Annotated in this window: 24 protein-coding genes and 1 other annotated feature; all 24 genes read right to left on the bottom strand. The window is 50.3% G+C overall.

Annotation, left to right across the window (positions count from 1 at the left end):
* Positions 1 to 164 precede the first annotated feature (164 nt).
* Positions 165 to 1142 carry a glycosyltransferase family 2 protein gene (locus tag DW826_RS01305; protein WP_117503152.1) on the bottom strand — a complete coding sequence of 326 codons (978 nt, stop codon included), beginning with the start codon at positions 1140 to 1142 and terminating at the stop codon, positions 165 to 167.
* Complete coding sequence (locus DW826_RS01310) at positions 1135 to 1983, bottom strand: LicD family protein (protein WP_117469087.1); 849 nt, start codon at positions 1981 to 1983, stop codon at positions 1135 to 1137. The genes DW826_RS01305 and DW826_RS01310 overlap by 8 nt, the downstream gene beginning before the upstream one ends.
* Positions 1980 to 3320: a lipopolysaccharide biosynthesis protein RfbH gene (rfbH, locus tag DW826_RS01315; protein WP_117551801.1), complete on the bottom strand. Its 1341-nt coding sequence runs from the start codon at positions 3318 to 3320 to the stop codon at positions 1980 to 1982. The genes DW826_RS01310 and rfbH overlap by 4 nt, the downstream gene beginning before the upstream one ends.
* Before the next feature lie 141 nt (positions 3321 to 3461).
* The gene (rfbG, locus tag DW826_RS01320; RefSeq protein ID WP_117551802.1) at positions 3462 to 4520 is read right to left on the bottom strand and encodes a CDP-glucose 4,6-dehydratase; all 1059 of its coding nucleotides are present in this window, start codon (positions 4518 to 4520) and stop codon (positions 3462 to 3464) included.
* 88 nt (positions 4521 to 4608) lie between these two features.
* Positions 4609 to 5382: a glucose-1-phosphate cytidylyltransferase gene (rfbF, locus tag DW826_RS01325; RefSeq protein ID WP_117469084.1), complete on the bottom strand. Its 774-nt coding sequence runs from the start codon at positions 5380 to 5382 to the stop codon at positions 4609 to 4611.
* Between the two features lie 4 nt (positions 5383 to 5386).
* Positions 5387 to 6973 carry a hypothetical protein gene (locus tag DW826_RS01330; RefSeq protein WP_117551803.1) on the bottom strand — a complete coding sequence of 529 codons (1587 nt, stop codon included), beginning with the start codon at positions 6971 to 6973 and terminating at the stop codon, positions 5387 to 5389.
* Positions 6963 to 8501, bottom strand: coding sequence for a hypothetical protein (locus tag DW826_RS01335; RefSeq protein ID WP_117469082.1), 1539 nt, complete (start codon positions 8499 to 8501; stop codon positions 6963 to 6965). The genes DW826_RS01330 and DW826_RS01335 overlap by 11 nt, the downstream gene beginning before the upstream one ends.
* 113 nt (positions 8502 to 8614) lie before the next feature.
* Positions 8615 to 10576: a hypothetical protein gene (locus DW826_RS01340; protein ID WP_117551804.1), complete on the bottom strand. Its 1962-nt coding sequence runs from the start codon at positions 10574 to 10576 to the stop codon at positions 8615 to 8617.
* Between the two features lie 11 nt (positions 10577 to 10587).
* Positions 10588 to 12861 (bottom strand): hypothetical protein, encoded by a 2274-nt coding sequence (locus DW826_RS01345; RefSeq protein ID WP_181967949.1) that lies wholly within the window; start codon positions 12859 to 12861, stop codon positions 10588 to 10590.
* A gap of 129 nt (positions 12862 to 12990) precedes the next feature.
* Positions 12991 to 13617, bottom strand: a complete 627-nt coding sequence (locus DW826_RS01350) for an SIS domain-containing protein (RefSeq protein WP_242994022.1) — start codon at positions 13615 to 13617, stop codon at positions 12991 to 12993.
* A 468-nt stretch (positions 13618 to 14085) separates the two neighbouring features.
* The gene (rplL, locus tag DW826_RS01355) at positions 14086 to 14460 is read right to left on the bottom strand and encodes a 50S ribosomal protein L7/L12 (protein WP_015553100.1); all 375 of its coding nucleotides are present in this window, start codon (positions 14458 to 14460) and stop codon (positions 14086 to 14088) included.
* A 123-nt stretch (positions 14461 to 14583) separates the two neighbouring features.
* Entirely contained in the window at positions 14584 to 15096 is a 513-nt protein-coding gene (gene rplJ, locus DW826_RS01360; RefSeq protein WP_015553099.1) for a 50S ribosomal protein L10, read from the bottom strand.
* A 54-nt stretch (positions 15097 to 15150) separates the two neighbouring features.
* Positions 15151 to 15288: a sequence feature (ribosomal protein L10 leader region), on the bottom strand.
* A 136-nt stretch (positions 15289 to 15424) separates the two neighbouring features.
* Positions 15425 to 16120, bottom strand: coding sequence for a 50S ribosomal protein L1 (gene rplA / locus DW826_RS01365; RefSeq protein ID WP_015553098.1), 696 nt, complete (start codon positions 16118 to 16120; stop codon positions 15425 to 15427).
* A 93-nt stretch (positions 16121 to 16213) separates the two neighbouring features.
* The gene (gene rplK, locus DW826_RS01370) at positions 16214 to 16639 is read right to left on the bottom strand and encodes a 50S ribosomal protein L11 (RefSeq protein WP_015553097.1); all 426 of its coding nucleotides are present in this window, start codon (positions 16637 to 16639) and stop codon (positions 16214 to 16216) included.
* Between the two features lie 116 nt (positions 16640 to 16755).
* Positions 16756 to 17271, bottom strand: a complete 516-nt coding sequence (gene nusG / locus DW826_RS01375; RefSeq protein WP_015553096.1) for a transcription termination/antitermination protein NusG — start codon at positions 17269 to 17271, stop codon at positions 16756 to 16758.
* Between the two features lie 15 nt (positions 17272 to 17286).
* Positions 17287 to 17493, bottom strand: coding sequence for a preprotein translocase subunit SecE (secE, locus tag DW826_RS01380; protein ID WP_015553095.1), 207 nt, complete (start codon positions 17491 to 17493; stop codon positions 17287 to 17289).
* Positions 17494 to 17520: 27 nt separating this feature from the next.
* The gene (gene rpmG / locus DW826_RS01385) at positions 17521 to 17670 is read right to left on the bottom strand and encodes a 50S ribosomal protein L33 (protein ID WP_008726232.1); all 150 of its coding nucleotides are present in this window, start codon (positions 17668 to 17670) and stop codon (positions 17521 to 17523) included.
* A 531-nt stretch (positions 17671 to 18201) separates the two neighbouring features.
* Entirely contained in the window at positions 18202 to 18987 is a 786-nt protein-coding gene (locus tag DW826_RS01390; RefSeq protein ID WP_117469075.1) for an amino acid ABC transporter ATP-binding protein, read from the bottom strand.
* Positions 18971 to 19681: an amino acid ABC transporter permease gene (locus DW826_RS01395; protein ID WP_015553094.1), complete on the bottom strand. Its 711-nt coding sequence runs from the start codon at positions 19679 to 19681 to the stop codon at positions 18971 to 18973. The genes DW826_RS01390 and DW826_RS01395 overlap by 17 nt, the downstream gene beginning before the upstream one ends.
* Positions 19682 to 19793: 112 nt before the next feature.
* Positions 19794 to 20717 (bottom strand): ABC transporter substrate-binding protein, encoded by a 924-nt coding sequence (locus DW826_RS01400; RefSeq protein ID WP_117503142.1) that lies wholly within the window; start codon positions 20715 to 20717, stop codon positions 19794 to 19796.
* Between the two features lie 161 nt (positions 20718 to 20878).
* Positions 20879 to 21589, bottom strand: a complete 711-nt coding sequence (locus DW826_RS01405; protein WP_117551807.1) for a ComF family protein — start codon at positions 21587 to 21589, stop codon at positions 20879 to 20881.
* A 34-nt stretch (positions 21590 to 21623) separates the two neighbouring features.
* Positions 21624 to 23888: an ATP-dependent RecD-like DNA helicase gene (locus DW826_RS01410; RefSeq protein WP_117551808.1), complete on the bottom strand. Its 2265-nt coding sequence runs from the start codon at positions 23886 to 23888 to the stop codon at positions 21624 to 21626.
* A 3-nt stretch (positions 23889 to 23891) separates the two neighbouring features.
* On the bottom strand, positions 23892 to 24890 hold the full coding sequence (locus tag DW826_RS01415) for a rod shape-determining protein (RefSeq protein WP_330579494.1): 999 nt from the start codon (positions 24888 to 24890) through the stop codon (positions 23892 to 23894).
* A 184-nt stretch (positions 24891 to 25074) separates the two neighbouring features.
* Positions 25075 to 26175: a cell wall-binding protein gene (locus DW826_RS01420; RefSeq protein WP_015553089.1), complete on the bottom strand. Its 1101-nt coding sequence runs from the start codon at positions 26173 to 26175 to the stop codon at positions 25075 to 25077.
* Positions 26176 to 26391 lie beyond the last annotated feature (216 nt).

Genomic DNA, 26391 nt, shown 5'->3' on the forward strand with positions numbered 1-26391 from the left:
GCATACTCACGTATTATATACGATTCCCTTTTATTTTTGAAGTCCTTTTCTCAAATTTACACAAATAATTCATGATTTTGTAATGTTTTTCCAGTGGTTCCGGTGGGAGTCCGCCGATCACAGCTGAAAAAGTTCCTGCCAGGATCATTTTCCATGCATAGAACCTACCGGACATCCTGTCCATCTGTATCTTTGCTTCGGTTTTTTTTGACATTAGCAGTATCTTTCACGATATACACCGGCCTGTCCTTGATCTCCGCAAACAGGATCGCGATATACTCGCCGATGATCCCCACGATCACAAACAACACGGAAAACATAAACGAGATCAGTACCACGATGGTCGCATAGCCGTTCGGCGCCCCATAGATTTTCCAGGTATAGACGGTATAGATCACCATGATCAGTCCGAAAAGCGCTGTGATCACACCGGAATAGATTCCAAGCTTTAACGGCAGATCAGAAAAGCACAGGATCGTGTTGATGGAAAATTTGAACAGACTCTTTAAGCTGTACTTGCTCTCCCCTGCAAAACGCGGTCTCGCCTCGTACTCGATGGTGGTCTTCTCAAAACCGATGCTCTGGACATAGCCCCGCAGGAAGCGGACCTTCTCCCGGTAGTTGTTCCTGAGAACCTCCGCCGCGTTTTTGCTCACCGCAAAAAAGTCCGAGGCGTTGGCCTCAAACTTCACATCGGAGAGATGGTTGATCAGCTTGTAGAATGCCGCGGATGTGACATTCTTCACCAGCCCCGCCGTCTTATTCCTCGTGCGGACCATGCTGATCACTTCATATCCCTCGTCAAATTTTTCCACGATCTCCGGCAGGCACTCCGGCGGATGCTGCAGGTCCGCGTCCATGCAGACGATACCGTCACCGCCCGCATAGTCCAGCCCTGCGATCATCGCCGCCTCATGCCCGAAGTTCCTGGAAAAATTGACGATCTTCACTTTTTCGTCCGACGCCGCGAACTCCTTTAGGATCGAAAGGGACTGATCCCTGCTGCCGTCATTCACGAACAGGAACTCATAGTCCCAGTTTCCCGGCAGCCTTTTCAGGATCTTCCCTGTCTCTGCATAGAATTCTCTTAGCGCCAGCTCCTCGTTGTATACCGATACAACGACCGAAAGCAGTTTAGTCATAAATTTTGATCTCCATATCGGAATGTTCCGGAATCTGTTTTTCCTCCGGCGGAAGCTTCATGTAGTCGCCGTAAAGCTGCGTCAGAAGCTCATCCCAGCCGGCCGGAGCGTAGAACCTTGTGTCCTCAAAAGGCATCTCAACGACCTCATCGTCCCACTCTCTCTTCATCTCCACATAGAACCAGTTCGGCGCGTAACCCGTGTAGAAATATAACGGGCGCTCTTTCCTGCTGTCCATATGGCACAGGGCATTCCACAGCTTCCAGATCACCGGGAATGGGATCAGCTTTCCGATGGTCGCGAGAACTGCCACAAAAAGCTTCATAACGCCCTTGTAATCGCTGTAATCGATCTCATACCGGTGTCCCAGGGCAAATCCGTAGAGAACGCAGTGGGAGAGCTTTGTGAGCTTCTTCGCGAGCTTTCCCTCCGGAAGTCCGTCTACGATGAATAGGTCCACGTTCAGGCGGCTGATCTTATCGTCATAGAACTCCATCTTTCCGGAGTCCTCGAACTTCTGGCTTTTATTGTAGGTCACACGGGAGATAAAGTCGTAGAACGCCTTTCCGCCATGGTACTCGTTCGGCTCCACAAAGGACATGTCCTCCGGCAGCTCCCGTCTTACGACCTTCGCGAACATCTCGTAGTTCTTTCTCGTGAACATGACGTCCACATCGTCATCCCACGGGATGAAGCCGCCGTGGCGCACCGCGCCCAGAAGCGTGCCGGAATCCAGTGCGTACTTGATCTTGTACTTTCTACAGATCCGGTCGATCTCCTTTAAAAGCTTTAAGTTGACCTCATGGACTTTCGTCAGGTCAAAGGATTTTTCTCCGCTCACTGTAACAGCCCCTCTTTAATCACTTTTGCCATATAGTCGATCTTTTCGTCTGTCATTCCCGGATAAACGCCAACCCAGAAGGTGTCACTCATGATCCGGTCCGTATTTTCCAGGGTTCCTACTACGCGGTAGCCCTTTTTCTCTGCTCTCATCTCGTCGAAGCACGGATGCTTAATGAGGTTTCCGGCAAACAGCATTCTCGTCTGGATGCCTTTGCTCTCGATGTACTGGACGAGTTTATTTCTGTCAGTTCCCTCTTTACATGTGATCAGGAAGCCGAACCAGCTTGGTCTGGAATTCTCAGCCGGTACCGGAAGGATCAGACGGTCCTCTGTCTCAGCGAGAGCTGCTCTCAGGCGGTCGAAGTTGTGGCGTCTGCGCTCCACGAAGGTCGGGAATTTCTCGAGCTGGGCACATCCGATGGCTGCCTGGAGGTCTGTGGCTTTCAGGTTATATCCGAAATGGGAATATACATATTTGTGGTCATAGCCAAGCGGAAGCTCACCGTACTGTCTGTCAAAGCGGTGTCCGCAGAGGTTGTCATGTCCGGACGGGCAGACACAGTCACGGCCCCAGTCGCGGAAGGAACGGATGATCTTGTTTAACAGCGGATTGTCCGTGTAAACGGCTCCGCCCTCACCCATGGTCATGTGGTGCGGCGGATAGAAGCTGGATGTTCCGATATCGCCTACGGTTCCGGTGAATTTCTCCTCACCGTTGATGGTGTATCTGGAGCCTAACGCGTCGCAGTTGTCCTCAACGAGCCACAGGTTATGTTTCTCACAGAATTCCTTCACTGCCTTTAAATCGAACGGGTTTCCGAGTGTATGGGCGATCATGACTGCCTTTGTCTTATCGGAAAGTGCCGCCTCTAACTTCGTGACATCGATATTGTACTGCGGGATCGTCACGTCAACGAACACCGGGACAGCGCCATACTGGATCGCTGGAGTTACGGTGGTCGGGAAACCTGCCGCAACAGTGATGATCTCGTCCCCGCGCTTTACACGGCGCCCGCCGAGAAGCGGGGATGTAAGTGTCATGAATGCGATCAGATTTGCGGAGGAACCGGAGTTTACGAGGGCGCAGTAGCGCACACGAAGGTACTCCGCGAGTTTTTTCTCGAACTCATCCGTGTAACGTCCGGATGTAAGCCAGAACTCCAGGGAGCTGTCCACAAGGTTTACCATCTCCCTGCTGTCGTACACACGGGACGCGTACGGAATACGGTCTCCCTCATGGAATTCCTTTTTCTGGTTATGGAATTTATCGGCATATTCGGCTACGAGGTCAAGGATCTCTTTTCTTGCCTCCGCCTCTGTCTTGTTTTCAAACATAACTTTTTCCTTTCCTGATGATACAGCAGACCAATTTCTGAACTCGTTCCTGCTGTATACAATGTTTCATTTGCCGGGAAGTTTCTGCACGCACCTCCAGGTTTCCTGTCTTTTTCAAATAGTGGACGATTTTCTTCTGTTCTACTGGAACATCTCCTTGATCTGTCTGTCCATGACAGCCACAACATCGCCGTTCTTCTCATACTCCTGGCACCACTCAACGGTGAGTCCGATGGCTTCCTTCACGCCATAACGCGGATGCCATCCAAATGTGGTCTTCAACTTGGAGCAGTCGAGTTTTAAGAAGTTTGCCTCGTGAGGACCTCCGTCGCTCTTGTTTTCCCAGGAAAGTCCATTTCCCCAGGCGCTGCAGAACATGTCCACAAGCTCACCCGTGGTCACGCAGTCCTTGTCATCCGGTCCCACGTTGTAGTATCCGGCGTATTTTCCGTCCTCATACTGGGCCTTCGCAACCATGAGATATGCCGCTAACGGCTCCAGCACATGCTGGTACGGGCGGGTAGAATGCGGATTGCGGACAACGATCGGCTTTTTCGCCATCGCCGCGCGGACGCAGTCCGGAACGATACGGTCATTCGCGAAGTCGCCGCCGCCGATGACATTTCCCGCACGGCAGGTTGAGATCGCGCAGTGCCCGTCCGCAAAGAAGGACTTCCTGTAGCTGTGTGTCACAAGCTCGGAACATGATTTGCTGTTGGAATACGGATCATAGCCGTCCAGGCGGTCCACCTCGCGGTAGCCGTACTCCCACTCCCTGTTCTCGTAGACCTTATCCGTCGTCACGTTTAAGAAAGACTTCACGCACGGATTCAGGCGGACACACTCCAAAATATTGACGGTGCCAATGACGTTCGTCTCGTAGGTGTAGACCGGATCCTTATAGGAGTCCCGCACGATAGGCTGTGCCGCCAGATGTAAGACGATCTCCGGTTTTGTATCCTCGAATACCTGCTTTAAATGGGCGAGGTCCCTGATGTCACCGATGACAGAATTCATCTTACCCTCAAGACCTGCCATGTTGAACAGTGCCGGGTCTGTCGGCGGGTTTAAGGAATATCCTGTGACCTCCGCCCCCGCGTTTACAAGGATCCTGGAAAGCCAGGTTCCCTTAAAGCCGGTATGTCCGGTTACGAGGACCTTCTTTCCTTTATAAAAGCTAAATACTTCTTCCAAATTCATTTTCGTATCTCCATTTACGGATTTTTGCTCTCCGCGCAGCCGTTTTCTGCGATCCTCACAGCGGCTTCCGAAAAGCAGGCGTGTGAACCTATTCCCAGATCTTCCACGGCGCGTTTCCTGACTGCCACATCGCCTCTAACTGCTGTTTCTCGCGCTGGGTATCCATGCACTTCCAGAATCCCTCGTGGCGGTATGCCATGAGCTCGCCGTCCTTTGCGAGGTTTCTTAACGGTGCCTGCTCGAATACGGTGGAATCACCCTCAATGTAGTCGAATACGCCCGGATTTAATACCATGTAACCGCCGTTGATCAGGCTGCCGTCATCGTCATTCTTCTCGCGGAAGGAATTGATCTTTCCGTTATCCTCGAGGTCGAGGACACCGAAGCGCTGTCCGATATTGACTGCCGTGATGGTTGCGAGCTTTCCATGGCTTCTGTGGAACTCTTCCAGTGCCTTTAAGTCGATGTTTGCGAGACCGTCGCCGTAGGTCAGCATAAACGGCTCATTTCCCACATACTCTTTGATCCTCTTTACGCGTCCGCCGGTCATGGTGTTGAGTCCTGTGTCGATCAGAGTCACCTTCCACGGCTCCGCATAGTTGTTGTGGACCTTCATGCTGTTGTTCGCAAGATCGAAGGTCACATCAGATGTGTGAAGGAAGTAATCCGCAAAGAACTCCTTTACCACATACTGTTTGTATCCCAGACAGATAATAAATTCGTTATACCCGAACTGGGAATAATATTTCATGATATGCCACATGATCGGCTTCTCACCGATCTCGATCATCGGCTTTGGTTTTAAATGACTCTCCTCGCTGATCCTTGTTCCGAATCCTCCTGCCAGGATTACTACTTTCATAGGTTTACCTCCATATATTCCAACCGTTTTCTTTGAGGACCGTAAGTGCTTCCCGGCATCCCGGTTTGTGATACTCCAGCGCGTCCTCCAGTGTTTTGTCTGACTCGTTTTCAAAATTTAATAAGATCTGTTTTACTTCGTCCCGGTTATGTTCTTTCCGGTACTTTCCGAAGCAGAATTCCTCCGCCGTCGTCATCACGTTTCCGATGAGGAACATGGCGGCGAGGGCGATCGATAATCTCTTTACCAGCTTTGGCAAAGGATCCTTTTCAGTCCTGCTGATATGCTGTGCCCCTTTCGGCTCTGTGCCTCTGCTTTCCCTGCATTCTTCCTTTTTACAGAATCCGCACTTCGCAGCCAGAGCGAACGTAAGAAAGATTCCGATCACACCGATCTGATACTGCAGCGCATACCGGGAACTCATCCCATACTTGTCATTCGGCATAAAGATATACCGGCTCACAAGCACCATCAGGTGGTTCATACCACCGCCTGCCAGGAGCATCAGCGGCAGGATCGTCTGTTTCTCGATCCGGTAATAAAAATTCATCCACAGCGCAAAGAAATACGCAAACAGGACGATCACACCGACCGCGCACCAGACCTTCCCCGGAATCCCTGCAAAGCTCCTGTCAATCAATTCTACTCCAAAAACCATGGAAGAAAAAGACTTAAGAAGAAATTTAATAAAAAATTTCGGATCCTGTCGGAAAGCCGTAAAGAGCGGCACATTTACCGCCCCCGAATACTCGTAAACCGCCTGGGAGTTGCTCCAGAGGTAAATGAGAAACGGAATGACTGCCACTGCGATCAGGGCGATCACGCGGGCGGTTCCGATTCCGGCAAGATCATCTGAAATTACACCGATCACGCCAGCGTTTTCCCTGCCTTTGCCCGATACGTTTTTCCTATCCGTGCTGCTTAAATTCTGTCTGTCGGCCTTTGCCTGATATTTTCCAGATAAACTCTTTGCAATTACAATATCGCGCACGTAAATAAACAGGTACGCCATCACGATCGTTACCGTGTAGATCGCGCAGTACGGTCCCGCCGCCCCTATGGTGATCACAAACGGCAGTACAAAGAGAAGTACAAGCTCCGATTTCTTCGCGTTTCGGAATCCCTTTTCGTACACCTGATCCAGCAGGGCATAATTCCAGAAAAACAATCCGAATGCCAGGAAATGCGCCCATCCGGTTCCGTTGTACAGCATCTCCCACTTATTAAGGCTGAACATAACGATCATCATCGCCGCGTACCAGACCGGGCAGAGTTCCTTTTTCCTGCTGTACCGGCCGATGACCAGGGCGGAGAGTCCAAATCCGAGGATGCCCATGATCCGGTCCACAGTGACGCTGTATCCAAAGATCATGACATTCAGTCCGCGCTCTAAGAAGTTCACCGGAATTCTTGTGAGCAGATCCGCCACAAAAAACTTATCCGGGTTCCACACGTCCGGCAGATAGGAATTGATGAGCCGGATATAATCGGAATACACCATGTCAATGGCGGAGCGCCTGATATATGCCAGATAAAAAATCATCCCCAGAACTGGAAGTCCGATATAGACATAGCTTTTCTTATTCTTCATGATCTCCTCCGCCTGCTGCGGTTCTTCCTACGTTATTTCCTGCATGTTCCGCTGCCGGTCTTCTTTTCGGTCTGCGGCGGCGTCTCGCTGTCGGATCTGCTGCGCCTTCATTCTGTGTCTGCCTTGCTGCAATATTCCCCTGCGTCCGCTTTTCCGCTTCTCCACTCTTCCGCTTCAATTGCGGTGCTGTGTTCTTCTTTGACTTTTCTGACTTCACTGTCTCTTTCTTATCAGTTCCCGCTGTCCATCCGCCGGTTGGCTGACTGAGTGTCACGATCCTCATGGAAGTCTGGGGCTGTACCTGGCGCGGTTGGCGATCTGTCTCTTTCCCATGACACACAGTGCGTTTTTCTGTCGGCTTTACCGTTTTTTCTGTCGGCTCTGCTATTTTTTCTGTCGGCTTTGCTGCCTTACTCTGCGGTGCAGTCTCGCGAACCATTCCTGCTGCCTCAGCCTGCTCTCTGGCTGCTTTCGCGCGCTTTCTTCTCTGACGCCTCTTCGCGGAAGAACTCAGCTTCTCCGGCTGGGCATTCTCTGCGGTCTTCTCTACAATCTTTACTTCCCTGCTCTGCTGGGCTTTATTGACCGCTGTTTTTACTTCTCTCTTCTGCTGAGTTCTCTCCGACGTCTCATTCTTTCCAGCTGCCTTCCCATTGCTGCCGTTCTGCGGCTTTCTCAATGTCTGCTTATTCTCAGTGCTTTTCTGTTCCGCCGTTTTCTTTCCCTCGGTCTTCTGAACCACTCTCTGATTGCCGCTTACCTTTGCGTCCTGCCTCGCGTTCCCGCCACTGGTCTGCTTTCCGCCTTCACGCTTCCGGGCATGTCCCTGTCCGCTGTTCTTCGCCTGGCTTTTTCCTGCCTGACTCTGTCCTCCACTCTTTGACTGCCCCTGTCCGCGTCCTTTCATCTGTGCCACGGACGTCTTCTTCACGCTCGCCCCATGGCACCCCGTCTGGCTCTTTTTAACCGCCGGTCCTCTCTGTTTCCGCCGGTTTGCGTGGTGGTCAGCGACGATCCGCAGAACATCTTCCATATAATTGTACTGATTCCAGGCATCTTCCTTAGAAACATAGTTCTCATGAACCGCCTTGTTTCCGATCACGCGGATCTCGTTCAATTCCCACTTTCCGACCCGGTCCAGATACCCATTCTCGTCGAGCCACCATCCAAACTGCTGGAATGTCATGACTCTCTGACGCTTTCTCCCGTTCATCCGGTAAGTTTCGCGCTGTCCTCTTCCATCCGGACCGCTCTTGGCGTTCGCCATCGCCTGGGCAGAATTGTCGAGCTCGATCCCATTAAATTCCGCCACCAGCTTCAGAAACAGTTCCAGATTCTGGCGGCCCTTTACCATAGCCGCATTATACTCCCCGCGCCGCAGCCATTGCTTTTCCTTCTTGAGTTCCCGCTTTACGGGAGCAAGATGGGCAGTCATGTCCCTCTTCCTCAGGAAATACCCGAGTACAAGGAACAGGACCACAGCAACGGCAAAGCCCGCGCACATTGGAGCCCACTGCTGTCCATTCATTCTTCTGATTCTCCTTTTTTACTGTCGCAGCCTTCTCCTGCTGCCCTTTTGCAGAAAATTTCATTCCTGCGTTTTCCCGTTGGTCCGCAAAAATTTCTGCGGACCTGCCTCTTTTACTGGTCTACCACCTTCACGACCATCGCCAGATTTTCCTCCCCGCGGTGTTCCTTCGCCCCTTTCACATAGAAGTTGCAGGAAAATTCCACGGTAAATCTCTGATACGGCGCAGCCGGGATCTCGTAGTACATCGTGTTGTCCGTAAATACAAGATCAGCCATCTGCCGTCCGTTCACCTTGATCTTACAGGTCTCACCGCCTGTAAGCCTGCCCGGGTAGTAGCACTTTAAGGTCAGCTTGCTGCTCTCACCGTTTGTCAGAACGATCTTCGCGTGCTCATCGATCCATCCGTCCGAATAGCTGCCGAAAGGCGTGTCGAACCTCTGCCTCTTCACGATCTCCGTCACATCGTTGTATGCGTTGTGCTCCGGATCCTCACACAGGATCACCATGTCATCCGTGATCTCTTTGAGATCCATGTCACTGTCGATAAACTGGAGCTTCGGAACATTTGTTTTATCTTTTGCATATACTTTCAGGAATGTTTCAGCATTAAAATCACTGATCTCAAAATCCTTCCCGATGATGTAGATCTCCTTGTCGAAGATATCGTCCCCGTATGTTCCGTATGTCTTCTCCGCCAGGGAATTATACTGGCTCTGGGGCGCCCACAGATACAGGTTGTCCCAGTTGTCCCGGTAATATGTCTCCACCGGGAAGATCAGGCAGCCGTACAACAGCACCAGGATCCCCGCCTTCCCCATCACCCGTGACAGGTAGGCAAAGAACAGAAGCGCCGCCGCATAGGCCACATAGACCCAGCGCATCTCCACACGGATCGTCACGCTGGAGCTGCCGATGCAGAGTGTGATAAACACAAGGAACAGCACCGCGTTCTTTAAATGGCAGACGATCTCATCCCGCGCCCGGATCATACCGATCACAGCCGCCAGAACGCCGACACCCAGAATTGCCTCCGCCGCCAGGATTAGATTTTTGATTCTATCCGGGCTGTCCGCAAACGGTTCGATACAGAGGTGGAGCGGTCCGGAGTTTCTCCCAAACACGAGTCCCACCTGGTTCAGTGCCTGTCCAATGGCGTCCGTGAACTTAAAAGTATCTGCCACGTCAGTTCCGCCGGTTCCCGCCGGTGAAAGCGTTCCGATAGTGTAAAGGCGGATCATCTGGATCGCGCCGAACACGAAAAGCGTGATCACGAAAAGCAGGAACTTCGGGAGATGGAAACCAACCTTCTCCTCAGCCGCTGCTGTGCGGGCCGCCGCCTCTTTTTTATTCTGCGCCCCGCGGCTCTGTCCTCTTCTTCGGCTTCGTCTCGGCTCCGCGGCGCGGTTCGGTTCACTATTTCTCCCTGTCTCCGCTGTCACAGTCTCCGGCGCCAGTCCCTTTCCAAATCCGAAGACCACTGCCAGAAGCAATAACGGAAGAAGCGCCATATACCGTTCATGAATGAAGCTGACCACGAAATACAGGAGGTTTGCCATGAGAAAGACCCCTGTTTTTTTCTCATTCACATACCGGTACAGAAACCACAGTATCCCCAGCGCTGCCCAGAGCGCCAAACTCTCCATCAGACCGTAAAACTGACCGATCTGATAATATGCCATTCTGGATGACAGGTAGAGAAGCCCCACAGCGAAGCTTATGATCCTTCGCCCGTCGCTGAATGACACCGCCATCCTGTAAATGCTGTATGCGATTCCCGCGTTCAGGATGATGTTGAATGGAACCATCCATTCCACATGTCCCCCGATGAAGAAAAGCTCCAGCCAGGACGCCAGATAAAACAGGAAGCGGAAGCGGCTGCTGCCCATTGGGAATACATACTCCGTAAATGACTGGTTCCCGTAGCAGGACCAGAGATACAGGTCATCCATGTAAAGTCCCTTTAATTCCACTCCCCGGTTGATCCAAAATCCAAATCCCAGAAAGATTGCAAAGATCAGAAGCTCCGGGCTCCATCTCTTCCACGCTTCCAGGATCTTCTCCTGTAAATTCATGTCTTATCCCCTTACTGCTGTTCTCCGGGCCAGTATTTTTCAGTAAACTCCGCTAAAAGCGCCTCACTCTCCTCCTCGGTGAGGTTCTTCGGATCAGACGAGAATACCGCAAGCCCGTTTCCGTTTTCATACAGGAGATCCATAAGATACCCCTGTTTTAAGAGACCTGTCACGTTCCGGAATCCATCCGTTCCAGGCTTTAAGTATCCGCTTCCGAGATAGATGTAATCTACTCCCGCGAATGTAAAGAAGTCCGCCAGCGCCTCCGGGCTGGATGAGAGATTAAAGTTTCCACCGCTTCCCTCAATGTCTGTGTAACTCTGAGTGCTGCACGGGAACCTCAGCATTTCCGGCTGCTCACCGAATACGACGACGCGGTTTCTCGGGTTCTCCGCCAGGATATCCCATATCTTCTCATTTCCGTAGAAAGCAAGCAGTTCATGGGACTCTTCCATATGATCATAATATCCCTTGTGGATGAACTTCACCGGTGTCAGTCCCAGGGTTCCGCCCCAGTTGCTGACCGCCGTGATGGTCACATTAAAGAGAATAAACGGTACCAGCATCCTGCATATGGATCCGCGCAGGAAACCGCTCTTTAATTTTCCTACCACAATCACCGCCATGATCGCTGACAGCGCATAGAGAAGCAGGAAATAGTTGCCGTCCACCTGCCATAACAGGTAAAGTGCCACAAGACTCATGAGTCCATTCGTCACAAATACCAATGCCAGGCAGATCACGGTATTTTTCTCTTTCCGTCTCGATCTTCTCACATCCGCCAGCACCGGCAGACAGACGAGAAGAAGAAAGAGCAGAAGCAGCGGTGTGCTCCAGGCGATCCGCACATGGGCCATGTCCTCGCCCACAGGGGCCATGAGGACACCATAAATTCTCTTTAAAATGTGCTTTAGTCCCTCGATTGAGATCATGGATCCGCCGTTCGACGGCAAACTTTCAAACCGGTACGGGTACCTCACGGTAAATCCGAGGGCCGCCCAGATCGAGTTAAACACGGATGTCAGCGGAAGTCCCGTATGCAGCCATGTCCGGTACCAGATGAGAAGCCACATCGGGATCATATAAATACAGGAAGGAAGAAAACTTCCCTTCAGTCGAAATTTCAGCTGTCTCGTGAGCAGGATATAAAGCCCCGCCGTTCCAGCGGCCACCGTTGAAAATACAAGTGCCGTTGGCTTTAACACAAGCGTCATCAGGTAGGCGTCCACCGCCAGCACGAGATACGCGCTCCTCTGTCTGCGGATATAGAGCAGAAGAAACAGCAGCATCACAAGCTGCATAAACACCGTCATGGAATCCGTTTTTGCCGTGATGGACATGTTCATGATTCCCGGAATGCAGGAGAGAAGTGTCATGCATCTCACCGCATACCTTCTTCCGACAAACAGCTCCACGATCTGTCCCGCCGCGATCAGAGTGCCGACAGTCATCCAAATCTGGAAGCTCAGGAAAAATCCGTAGGACGGCAGCCCGGAGATCGGTAAAAGCAATGTCTCAAGGCCTTTCGAATAGGTGTACACCACATTGACCATTCCGAGATTTTCATAGATTCCGCCGCCGTTGTCCAGAACATACTCATTCCGCAGTCCGTAATGGAGGGAATCGTAGTCGGCACAGATATTCATTCGTCCCGCCTGCAAAAGGATCATGGCGAACATGAGCGCGATACAGATGGACATCTCCAGGGAGATCTTGGTTCTCTGCGGCACGCGTTTCCACGGCATTCCGCTATCTCCCGCCGCCCTCAATTCCATCATCCGGTACCCAGCCAGAAGTCCAGCGATGACCACTGTGAGAAACCGGAAGCTTGTGATCCCACATCCGAAAAACAGGGATCCCAGGCAGAACAGGCATATCATAAATCCACTTCCAAGAAGGAAGTCCGCCAGCCCTGTGATCACATGGTACTCCCTCCATCTGTGCTCACGGTCCATCCCTCTGCGGATCCGTGCGCCGAGCATCAAAAGCACCAGCACATACGCGCCTGACAGGATCATCGCCGTGAATGCCTGATGGATCCAGAGAAATCCGGCTGTGATGAGAAGTACCGCACCTGTCCGGATCCGGTTCGATTCAATTTTCCAGATCGTGAACAGATATAAAAAGAACAGCACTGCGATCTCCGTCAGAAGGTCGATGGTCTCCGTTCTTCTGAGCCTGATCCCGTCTACGCCTGTCACATAAACCTGTCCGATGGCAACTAACAGTGCGGGTACCGCCGCCAATGCCAGAATAATTAACGAGGCACATTCCCGTCTCTTCATAATTTTCCCCCGGTTGCGGTTCTTCTCCGGCATGATTCCTGCTGTCTGCCCATTCGCACATCCGGATATCGTCCGCAGGCATTCATAGGATTTTTCAACATCATGCAGACATGTATTATCATATCGGTACTATTCCGCATAAAATCTGTCTTCCAGCATCAGGCAGAGCGCATGGTAGATCGGCAGGTGGAGTTCCTGGATCTTATAGGTCTCCTGCTCCGGCACGATAATAGTGACATCTGCGAGCTTTGCGAGCTTTCCGCCTGTCTTTCCCGTAAGACCGACAACTTTAAGTCCCTTTGCCTTTGCGGTCACAGCGGCATACATCACATTCTCAGAGTTTCCGGAGGTGCTGATTCCGAGGAACACATCCCCTGCTTTTCCGTAGCCGTTTAACTGCTGTGCGTAAGAGAGCATTCCATCCACGTCGTTTGCGAATGCTGAGGAGAGAGCCGCATGGTTTGTGAGGGCGATGGCCGGGAGCCCGCCCTGAAGCTTTTTCGCCAGTTCTTCCCCTCTCTCCGGGTCTGTCTGCTTTAACGCCTCGGCGAGTTCCGCAGATACCGGGCGACGCTTTACAAAACCTTTCATCAGCTCTCCGACGATATGGTCAGAGTCTGCGGCACTTCCGCCGTTTCCGGCGATCAGAAGCTTTCCTCCGTCCTCATAGCATGTCTCCAAGATCTTGTATGCATCCTCGATCTGCCCCTTTACGGATTCCAGAACCGGGTATCTCTTTACTAATTCTTCAATCATTTCTTTCTCCTTTTTGTCCCGCCCGATCATTGATACGCATAATGGGCAGGCAATGCCATTTTCATGCTATCCATTTTAACACATAAGCGCCTGTCTTTCCACCGCCAAATTACTTACAATCGCCCCAAAATGAAAAGAATGTGCCTTAGCACATTCTCGCGCCTCGCGCGGCCGCTTGCGACAATCTACATCTTTGCGCGAGTGTGCATCTTTGGCACGTCAGTGCCTTTTTATGTAACGGGGAATTCCTCGGAATTTCCTGTTACATGAAAAAATCCGCAGGAAGTCATCTTCCTGCGGATCAAAACATTCAAAGTATAAAAGTTGAGTAACTGTTCAGTACCTTCACAGTTACATGCAAAAATCCATTCCAAATCGGCTACGCCGATGGATTTTTGCCTTTTAGCCTAGGTTTTCTTACGGTCAGCGCAGCAAGTGCGCAGACCTACTGAACAGTTACAAAGTTGATTACTTAAGAGTAATCTTAGCGCCTTCAGCCTCAAGTTTTGTCTTGATGTCGTTAGCTTCGTCTTTGGATGCACCCTGCTTAAGAACCTTCGGAGCGCCGTCTACAACGTCCTTAGCTTCCTTGAGGCCAAGACCTGTTACTTCACGAACAACTTTGATAACTTTAACCTTGTTCGGGCCTACTTCTGTAAGCTCAACGTCGAACTCAGTCTTCTCTTCCTCTGCTGCTGCGCCAGCGCCTGCTGCTGCAACTACTACGCCTGCTGCTGCGGATACACCGAACTCTTCCTCACAAGCCTTTACTAATTCGTTTAACTCTAATACGGATAATTCCTTGATAGCTTCGATAAACTCAGCGGTTGTTAACTTTGCCATTATAATTTACCTCCATAATAATTTATATTTCACGTTTGTTTTTCACAACTTTTATACAGCATCTATGCTGCCTTTGACGGGATCACGCGATGCGTGTTTCCGCCTGCAGGACCGGGATGAGGATTAAGCCTCTGCCGGAGCTTCTGCGCCTTCGCCGTTCTTCTCTGCGATCTGGTTGAGAACGCGTGCGAAGTTTGTGATCGGGGACTGCATGCTTCCAAGAAGTCTTCCAAGAAGAACCTCTCTGGACGGGATGCTTGCGATCACACCGATACCTGCTGCATCGTAGTATGTTCCCTCTACAACGCCGCCTTTTAATTCAAGCTTGTCAGCTTTCTTTGCGAACTCAGCTAATACTCTGGCCGGAGCTGTTGCATCTTCTTTAGAAACAGCAAGTGCTGTCGGTCCTTCAAGATGCGGCTCAAGTGCTTCGAACTCAGTTCCCTTTGCAGCGAAGCGGATCATTGTGTTCTTATATACTTTATAAGAAACACCAGCTTCTCTTAACTGTTTACGAAGAGCAGTATCCTGCTCAACAGTTAATCCACGGTAGTCAACGACTACAGCAGACTTTGCTCCGTTGAGGACTTCAGCGATCTCAGCAACTACCGGCTGCTTTAATTCAACTTTTGCCATGAATGGTTTACCTCCTGTTTTATTTAGTATTGGATTCGCCGTCACAGCATTTTTTCGCTTATCAGAAAAACCTCTCTGTCCGCAGACCGAGAGGTTTACAAAATTCTGTGTGAGTTTTGTACGTCCCTCGGCAGGTGTTTTTACCTTACGCCTTACGGCACCTGCTGTCTTCGGCATTCAATACCCAAATAGTTTATCATAATATATTTGGATTGTCAATCACTTTTTTAGTTTTTTGCATTAAAATACTGCCAGACGGTCAATCCGGTTGTACGCCGCTGGGGCGCAGAACCAGATCAATGTCTGACAGTTAAAATGACACAATCGACTAGTTTGTTAACTTAGCTACGTTTAACTTAACGCCCGGGCCCATTGTGGAAGTAAGAGTAACGCTCTTTAAGTAAGCGCCCTTTACTGTGCTCGGTTTTGCTTTGTTGATTGCATCCATAAGCGTCTGGAAGTTGTCCGCTAACTGTTCTTCTGTGAAAGAAGCCTTACCTACTGGCACGTGAATGATGTTTGTCTTATCGAGTCTGTACTCAATCTTACCAGCTTTGATCTCTTTGATAGCTTTTGTAACGTCCATTGTTACGGTACCAGCCTTCGGGTTCGGCATTAAGCCCTTCGGTCCAAGTACACGACCAAGACGTCCAACAACGCCCATCATATCCGGTGTAGCAACAACTACATCGAAATCTAACCAGCCTTCGTTCTGGATCTTCGGGATTAAATCCTCTGCTCCAACGAAGTCAGCGCCTGCAGCCTGAGCCTCATCAGCCTTCGGTCCTTTAGCGAATACAAGGATACGAACAGTCTTACCTGTTCCGTGCGGCAGAACTACTGCACCACGGATCTGCTGATCAGCATGACGGCCATCACAGCCTGTTCTTAAGTGAGCCTCGATTGTTTCATCAAATTTAGCAACAGCAGACTTTTTAACTAATGCGATTGCATCTGCTGTATCATAAAGAGTAGCGCGGTCGATAGCTTTTGCCGCTTCTACGTATCTTTTTCCTCTTTTCATTATAAAAAACCTCCTGTGGTAGTGTCGGGAGTCCTCCCTCCCACGTGATTGTTGCTGTATATGGAGGTCCATCCTCCATTCAGTCGCTTACGATCAGTCTGTTACGGTGATACCCATGGAACGAGCAGTACCAGCGATCATGCTTGTTGCAGCCTCGATGCTTGCAGCGTTTAAGTCTGGCATCTTGAGCTCAGCGATCTTCTGTACTTCTGCTCTTGTAAGAGTAGCTACCTTTGTTTTGTTCGGTGTTGCAGAACCGGATTTGATCTTTGCAGCCTTCTTTAATAATACAGCAGCCGGCGGAGTCTTTGTGATGAAGCTGAAGCTTCTGTCAGCATAAACTGTGATAACAACCGGGATGATCATATCGCCCTGATCAGCAGTCTTAGCGTTGAACTCCTTTGTGAACTGTACGATGTTTACACCGTGCTGTCCAAGAGCCGGTCCAACTGGCGGAGCCGGTGTTGCCTTGCCGGCAGGAATCTGTAATTTAATATAACCTGTAACTTTCTTTGCCATAATTAGGCACCTCCTAAATAATGTGGTAATGTCGGGGATTTCCCTCCCACGCGGGCACAAAGTCCGTTTTCCTAAAAAGGTACGGACGACCGGTCAGGACTTTTGTCCGTTTACGGTCACATCTTCTTGATTTCAGAAAAGCTCAGTTCCACCGGTGTTTCACGGCCGAACATTTCGACGTTGATTGTAATGGACTGCTTGGACTCATTGACGGTTCTAATGACACCGACGGTATCCTTCCATGCGCCGGCCGTAACAACGACGGTATCTCCGACGGCGAAATCTACAACGACATCCGGTGCCTTAAAGCCAAGGCTCATCATCTCTTCTTCTGAAAGCGGCACCGGCTTGGATCCCGGTCCTACGAATCCGGTCACACCTCTGGTGTTCCGTACAACGTACCATGTGTCGTCATTCATGATCATATGAATCAGCACATAGCCCGGGAACATCTTACGCTCGACCTGCTTCTGAGCACCGTTTTTAAGCTCGATGACTTCTTCCAGCGGGACGGAGACCTCTAAGATCTGATCCTGAAGACCTCTGTTTTCGATTGTTTTCTCAATGTCAACCTTTACCTTATTCTCATATCCGGAATAAGTGTGTACAACATACCATTGTGCTTCTGACATATCTTCACCTCATCCTTAACCAAGTACAATATTGAGACCAAATTTGATGATCAGGTCAAGGGCTGCGATAACAATCCCCAGAATTACTGTTGATACGACTACTACAACGGTCTCTTTCGTAAGCGTATCCTTATCCGGCCAGATGATCTTATTGAATTCAGCTTTTAAGCCTTTGATAAAGTCCGTTTTAGGGGCTTTCTCATTACTTGCCGTTTCTCCCATAAATTCACGTCCTTCTTGCAAACCGGATTACTTAGTTTCTTTGTGCATCGTATGTCTCTTGCAGAATCTGCAGTACTTCTTTGTCTCCATGCGGTCCGGATGAGTCTTCTTATCCTTCGTCATGTTGTAGTTGCGCTGTTTGCATTCTGTGCATGCCAGTGTAATCTTAGTGCGCACGACTTCCACCTCCGTTTAAATTCTTTGTAAGGCGGCCTTTTCTCTATTCATTGCTATCGTTTTTTGAGCATAAAAAAAAGACCTATATCTTCCATTCGCCCGAATATTGTAACATAAGAATTGCGGCGCGTCAAGCATTTCCTTGAGAAATAAGAGTTTTCGTGGAGTTTTAGTTGATTGGCGGGGCAGGGAACTTTCAGAAAGCAGTGCTTGTGGGATTCAGGGAAGGTTCCTCTAGGCTTGCGGGCGACTGCTAGGGACGAAAAAAAGATGATGCAACTCGCTTCGCTCAGACAAGCATCATCTTTTTTCCAACGCATTCACCTGCGAGCCAAGAGGAACCAGATCCCTGTATCCAGGCACTGCTTTCTGAAAGTTCCCTGCTGCTGTGTAGTTGGCACGCCAAGGAGAAGGGGCACTATTGAGAACAAGATTTTGCGCAAGAGCGGACTTTGATCAGTTGTCGCGTAAATAAAAAAAGCCTCTCGTTTCCATCTTTCAGGCAACAAGAAGCTTTTCATTATCTAATATTTACAGGACCTTCGATAAAAATTCCTTTGTTCTCTCATTCTTCGGATGCGCGAAGAATTCTTCCGGTGGAGCTTCTTCGAGAATTTTTCCCTGATCCATAAACAGCACGCGGTTTGCAACCTCTCTCGCAAAGCCCATCTCGTGGGTTACAACGACCATGGTCATTCCTTCGTTTGCAAGCTCCTTCATGAGATCCAGTACCTCACCTACCATCTCCGGATCGAGAGCACTCGTCGGTTCATCGAAGAGGATCACATCCGGCTTCATCGCCAGAGCGCGGACGATGGCCACACGCTGCTTCTGTCCGCCGGAAAGAGTGGACGGGTAAACGTCTGCTTTATCCTCAAGACCGATGCGGCGTAACAGCTCAAGGGCTTCCTCTCTTGCCTGTGCCTTGATCTCCGCCTTTGTCTTCGGCGCATCAGGCGCCAGCGTTCCTTTTCTCTTTGCCTTCTTTAACTCTTTACAGCGCACATAGACCGGCGCCATCATGATATTCTCGATCACAGTCATATTGTTGAACAGGTTGAAGTGCTGGAATACCATGCCCATATGGCGGCGGTGGATATTGATGTCCACGCGCATATCGGCGATATCTACGCCGTTAAAAATGATGCTGCCGGAGGTCGGATCCTCCATACAGTTCAGGCATCTTAAAAATGTACTTTTTCCGGAGCCGGACGGACCGATGACTACAACGATGTCACCTTTATTGATGGTCACATTGATTCCCTTCAGGACTTCCAGATCACCAAATGTTTTTTTCAGATCAATGACGTCTATCACTCTTCTTCAGGCTCCTTTCCATCAGTTTTACAAGAATTGAGATCACCAGCACGAGAACGATGTAGATCGCCGCCATGACAAGATACGGGACCATGAACTCGTAGCTGTTGCTTCCGATATAGTTGAAGGCAACGTAAAGATCCGCCGCGCCGACGAAGCTGACAACGGAGGTTTCCTTGATCAGGGCAATAAACTCATTGCCCAGAGTCGGAAGAATATTTTTCACTGCCTGCGGGATTACGATCCGGATCATCGCAGGACCAAAGCCAAGACCAACTGCACGTCCCGCCTCAAGCTGTCCCGGATCAACGGACTGGATACCGCTTCGCATGATCTCGGAAATATACGCGCCGCTGTTCAATCCAAAGACCACCATGGCAACACGGACACCCGGCAGCTTGATCCCCATAAGGGGCAGCATAACGTAGTAGAAGATCAGAAGCTGCACAACCATCGGGGTTCCGCGGAAGAGACCTACGTAGAAGCTGCAGACCGCGTTCAGCGCCCGCGGAAGTGTCTTATATTTCGGCAGGACGCGGACCGTCGCGATGATGGTACCGATCAAAACACCGATGAGCATGCCGACTACCGCGATCAGAAGCGTATTCTGCAGACCCTGCACAACTTTGACGTAACCGTTTTTCTCAATAAATATCTGTACAAACTTGTTCCATTTGTTCCCGAAGTTTCCCATAATACCTCCAGATAGCAAAAACACAGCGTTTCCTGCCATGTTCCAGTACAGTCAAAAAGCGGGAGCGAACCGTATCTTGCCCCCGCTTTTCTGACCGGTGTTTCCAATATTTTTACTGCATTGCGTTGATCGCCTTTGTGATGCTTTCCGCCGGAGCCGCATCAATGATCACGTACTTCACGTTGCCGTTGATCATATCCTGAACTGCAAGAGATGCACTCTTATACGGTACCCACTCTGCCGGAAGTCCTTCAAAGCCCCAGTCATCACTGCCCTCAACAAAGTACTGTGCTGTGGTTCCCTGCTGTCCGCCAATCTTGTCGCTCGCGCTTAAGCCCTTAAGAACCTCTTCTACGGAAGCTGCATCCTTACAGTCATCAAAAGCCGTATCATCTGCCAGTGTAACCAGTCTCTGGGATGCTTTATAATACGGATCGGAGAAAGTTACATATTCTTCTCTCTCCTCGTTGATCGTTAAGCCGGCCATTGCGATGTCGCATTTGTGCTGACCAACAGATAAGCATACTGCATCAAAGTCCATGTTTTCAATTACAAGCTCCTTGCCAAGCTCCTGTGCGAACAAAGCTGCGATTTCCATATCGATTCCCTTGTAGCTGTCGCCGTCAACATACTCAAACGGCTCAAAGGACGCGTTTGTCGCAACAACCAGCTGATCCTTAGAAGCATCATACTCTGCGGATTCTACTGCAGCCGGCTCGCCGTCACTGAAATATTTATCACAGATCTCATTGAAGGTTCCGTCCTCCTGGATCTTTGCGATAAATGCATTTACCTGCTCAAGCAGCTCCGGCTGGTCTTTATCCACGCCGAATGCATACTGCTCATCTGTAAGATCATATTCGATCACCTTAACAACCCCAGCTGCCTCATCTTTCTTTTCTGCCGCAGCCTCACCTGCTGTTGTCTCTGTCTTGTTCTCTGCTGCTGCCGTTGTCTCTGTAGTCTTGCCGCCGCAGCCTGTAAGAAGTGATGCTGCCATCGCAGCAGTTAAACATAATGCAATCGCCTTTTTCATAATATGTTCCTCCTCTAACCCAATACGGATTTGCAACTTTTTCGATGAGACCCACTATACCACAGGCCTATACAAAAAGCAAGTGTTTATGCATGTATTTTTGCATATTTATGCAGTCTCTCTCATTCTATAACCTGTATGCATATCACTTTTTTCCTGTCCTATCTGCCCCCGGTCATGCAGATCACAACAAAATAGACCCGGCTGATTCCCGATGCCCGCAGGGCTCTCGCGCACGCCTCGATGGTACTGCCTGTTGTATAAATATCATCCACAAGGATCACGCTCCTGATCCCCTCCGGGATCTCCCCCGCCGCGAAGGCACCGGAAAGGTTCTTAAGCCGCTCTGCCGCCGAGAGATCCTTCTGCGGCAGCGTCTTCTTATTTCTCACCAGCATTTCCGGCATCACCGGAATCTCAAGCTTCTTTCCGATGACCCGGGCCAGGATCTCTGCCTGATTGAATCCCCGGGTCTTTTTCCTCGTGGCATGGACCGGCACCGGGACCAGGGCATCTGCCTGCATCCGGCGGATTGTCCGTCCGTACCGTGCCGCCAGAGCTGTCCCGTAAAAATCCAGGTACTCTCTCTTATTATTGTACTTGATCTGCGCCATGGAATGCCTCGCCGCCTCATCGTAATTTAATAAGGCGATCCCGTACTCAAAGGCACGCGGATGGCGCATGCAGTCCGGGCAGAACTCCAGACTCCCGTCTTCAATCTCTTTTCCGCATTTTTTACATACCGGTGATCTTACAAACGATAGTTTATGAAGGCAGTCCGGACAGATCATCCGCCCGGAACTGCCAGTGATATCCCCGCATACCGGACAGCGGCGGGGATATAGGACATCAAGAATTTTATTAAATTTCATGTTAAATATAAATATTAGAACAAATAGTGCAGGTCTATTTCTGCATCATAGATGTATCAATCTCCAGAATCCGGTCCTTCAGCCCTGAGTACCGTTTCTGCTCCACCTCATTGTCCACCATCGCCTGGAACACCTCCGGGATCCCGACCAGGCAGACACACGATTTTGCTCTCGTGACCGCTGTATAGATCAGGTTTCTCGTCATCAGCATCCTCGGACCGGAATGGACCGGGATCACCACTGCCGGATACTCGCTTCCCTGGGACTTGTGGATCGTGATCGCATAGGCAAGTTCCAGCTCCTCCAGCTGCTTAAAACTGTACTCCACCATCCGGCGCTCATCAAACTCCACCTCCATCGTCTCCGCGAAGCTGTTGATGGAGCGGATGATCCCCGTATCCCCGTTGAAAACGCCTTCACCCTTATCCACCGGGATTCCGTAACGGTTGCGGACCTCCCACTCGATCTGGTAATTGTTCTTGATCTGCATGACCTTATCGCCCACGCGGAAGATCGTCCCGCCGGACTCTTTCTCCTGCTTATTCGGCGCAGGCGGGTTAAACTTCTCCTGGAGCTGCTTATTTAATGCTTCAACTCCGAGAGCGCCTTTCCGCATCGGCGTCATGATCTGGATATCCGACATCTCCGCATGGACGTAGTTCGGCAGCTTATCCTGTACAAGGACCATCATATCCTTCACGATGTCCGCCGGATAGTCACGGCGAATAAAAAGGAAATCACGGCTCTTCTTATTTAAGGGAACCACCTCGCCGTCATTGATCTTATGGGCATTGACAATAATGTCACTCTGGGCCGCCTGGCGGAAGATCTTTGTAAGTTTCACCACAGGGAACGCCTCAGACGCGATCATATCCCGCAGGACATTTCCCGGTCCGACGCTCGGAAGCTGGTTCACATCTCCCACAAGGATCAGCCTCGTCCCCACATTTACTGCCTTTAAGAGTGAGTGGATCAGGCTGATGTCGACCATCGACATCTCATCGATGATGATCACATCCGCGTCGAGAGGATTTTCCTCGTTCCGCTCAAAATGCATGCCCTCCAGCCGGTTCTCGCCAGAATTGCCGTTGTTTTTCGGATCCGCGACAGGCGCTCCGGTCAGCTCCAGAAGGCGATGGATCGTCTTTGCCTCATATCCGGTCGCCTCCGTCATGCGCTTTGCCGCACGCCCCGTCGGGGCCGCCAGAAGGATCTCCATATCTTCCTGGTCAAAATAGTGGATGATCGTGTTGATGGTTGTCGTCTTACCGGTTCCCGGACCTCCGGTGATGATAAGGAGACCATTGCCCACCGCCTCCAGAACTGCCTGCTCCTGGAGCTCGTCCAGCTCGATCTTCTCCGCCTCCGTGATCTTTTTCAGGCGATTTTTCACGTCATCCTCATCGATCTTCGAGTGGAGATTCAGGTCATGCAGCATTCTCGCTGTATTGAGTTCCATATAGTAGAACTGTGCCGGATAGACGATCCGCTTTCCGTCCTTTTCCTTCACCACCAGCTTCTTCTCCATCTGGAGATCCACCAGATGTTTTTCCATGTGCTCCGGTTCCACATTTAAGAGTGCCGATGCGTTGGCAAACAGCTCCTCCTCCGGCAGATATGTATGGCCATTTCCCGTCGCCTGGAGCAGTGCATAGAAGAGTCCACTGCGGATCCGGTAATCGGAATCCGTAAAGATACCGACTTTCGCCGCGATCTCATCCGCGATCTTAAAGCCTACGCCCTGGATATCATCCGCGAGCTGATAAGGATTTTCCTGGATGACCGAGTACATCTTCGGACCGTAATGCTGGTAGATCTTCACCGCAAGGTTCATGGAAATCCCGTACTGCTGAAGGAAGACCATGGCCTGGCGCATATCCCGTTTTTCCTCCACCTGACTGCTGATCTCCATCGCCATGCGCTCGCTGACACCCTTTACCTCTGCGAGACGTTCCGGCTCCTCCTCCATGATCCGAAAGGTGTCCGCCTTGAACTTCTTTACGATCCTTTTAGCTAAAGCAGCTCCGATGCCTTTGATAGCACCGGAGCCGAGATACCGTTCAATTGCCAGTGTGTCCTCGGGAGCTTTTATCTCATAGCTCTCCACCGCAAGCTGTTCACCGTAGATGGAGTGTTCCACCATCCGGCCCGTCGCCTCGATCCGCTCTCCCTCACTGATGTAGGGAAATGTGCCGACGAGGATATATTCTTCTCCCCCGTCCGCCACGCTTAAGACCGAGTAACCGTTATCCTCGTTGCGGTATTTGATTCTTTCCACATAGCCTGTTACAGTTGCCATTTTTTATTTTTCTGCGCCTTTTCCGCCGTGTGCGAACTCGATAAACTTACCGGTTCCGATCGCAACCGCTGTAAGCGGCTCCTCCGCGATCATTGTCGTGATTCCGGTCTTCTCCTCGATCAAGGCGTCAAGTCCGGAGATCAGGGATCCGCCGCCGGTAAGAACAATTCCGCGGTCAAAAATATCAGCCGCTAGCTCCGGTGGTGTACGCTCCAATACATTGTGTACAGCGTCTACGATCTGCATCGCCGGCTCTCTTAACGCCTCGAGTGTCTCGTCAGATGTGACAACGATGGTCTTCGGGAGACCTGTCACAAGGTTTCTTCCGCGGACTTCCATCGTCACAAGCTCCGGACGGCGGTAAGCCGCACCGATATTGATCTTGATCTCCTCAGCGGTTCTCTCACCGATCAGGAGGTTATGTTTCTTTCTCATATAGCGGACGAGAGCTTCATCGAAGTCATCTCCGGCAGTCTTAATAGAAGTACTTACTACAGTACCTCCGAGAGAGATCACTGCGATATCCGCAGTACCGCCTCCGATATCTACGATCATGTTTCCGCATGCCTTGGAGATATCGATTCCTGCACCGATAGCTGCCGCAACCGGCTCCTCGATAATGCAGACCTCACGGGCACCTGCCTGATAAGTTGCATCCTCAACGGCCTTTCTCTCAACCTCTGTCGCTCCGCTCGGGATGCAGACAGCGATACGCGGTTTTCTTAAGGTTCTCTTTCCGACCGCTTTGTTAATGAAATATTTTAACATTTTTTCGGTTACGGTATAATCGGAAATTACACCTTTACGGAGCGGTCTTACCGCAACGATATTACCCGGAGTACGTCCGATCATCAGACGCGCCTCCTCACCGAAGGTAATTACTTTATTCGTCTCTCTGTCCAGTGCTACTACGGACGGCTCCTTTAAAACAACGCCTTTTCCCTTAATGTATACAAGGATGCTGGCGGTACCTAAGTCAATTCCAATGTCGTTGGACATCATCATTGTCGTCTTCCTCCTGTCTCTCTAACTGAAAATCTCCTGAATCCATTTCCACATCCCATCGGTGGGATGTGCCTCGCTTATCTCTCTATCAGAAAACCCTGCTTTATTCAGGGCGCGAAATATCAGTTTTTATTATATACGAAAGACCTTTGTTTTTAAAGGGGTTTTTGAAATTTTTATTCTACTGCACCCAGACGCCATTTTTATCAACATAATACTGTCCGCCGATCATCTGGCTCGTGAGCATCGCGCCGTCAGCTCCGCAGTAGTACCATGCGCCGTTCGTCTGTACCCACTGGCTCTTGACCAGCGCGCCGGACACTCCGCAGTAATACCACCGGTTGTTGTTCATTACCCACTGGTTCTCTGTCATATATCCGGACTGGTTGAAATAATACCATACGTTGTTGATCAGCTTCCAGTTCGCCACTGGGTAAGTCTTATCCGGGTTGCACCACCACCAGCCGTTGCCGTCGCGGAGCCATGCGCCGTCTGCGGTGCTGGAGGAGCTGGAGCTTGTCTGATTGTTTGATCCTGAGGAACCGCTGCCGTAATACTTCGCTGCTGCTGTGCGGTTCGCGTAGATTGCGGATGCCTCGCTGCTGTTTACATCTTTGGAGTCAGACTCCTGCCAGCTGGTCTCGTTGTTTCCCCGGATCGCTTTTACCTTAAATGTATAACTTCCACTTTTTGCGAAGGAACCACAGAAGTTGTAGTAATCATTCGTTGTCGTATATGTGGAGCCCACTGCGCTTCCGTCCCTATATAAACGAACCTGATATTTCTTTGCGGAATCAGATCCCTCCCAGCATGCAACTCCACCGTAGCTGTCATCCCAGAAAAGATCATATACTTCCAAATCATCATCAGAATCATAGTCCGTGTCGATATCTTCGATCTTCGGGAGTGTCACATAGACAGACAGCTTTGAAGTACTTCTCGAAACAGATGTCACCGTCTGATCATCATTTCCGAGATATACATCGGATCTACCGAGTCCGGTGGAGAAAGTATATCCGCTCTCCGCGCCAAGAGTAACTTTTACCTTCGGCTTTGTGCTGTCGTTCCAGTCTCCGCTCGGTGTATTTGTGACTGTCACCTCATCCACATAACAGCCGTCATCCGACACTTCCGCCTCAACTTCAAGGTTGTCGGAATCTGTCAGGACTGCACTGATATCGATCGTGACCTCCTCGATCCTTTCCGATGCCATAACCGGAAATGCCAGCATTGCTGTCATAAGAAACGCTGCGGGTACTAATATCATTTTTTCTTTCTTCATTGTGAACCTCCCCGTTTTCTTTTTCTCTTATCTCAAGATGTTGGGATCAAAAGCTTTTGGCCTCTCTGATACCAATTTATTATATAGTATATCAGATATTTATGGACAATTTATGTTCAAATTTCCTGCCAAACTTCGGCAAAAATGCGGCAGATCTCCGGGAAATCCTCGGCGCAGGATTTGTTGTCTGTCTCTGTGCCAATTTTCGCCATATTT

Origin of the sequence: Clostridium sp. AM34-11AC (assembly GCF_003435375.1) — a bacterium.
Taxonomy (GTDB): domain Bacteria; phylum Bacillota; class Clostridia; order Lachnospirales; family Lachnospiraceae; genus Pilosibacter; species Pilosibacter fragilis.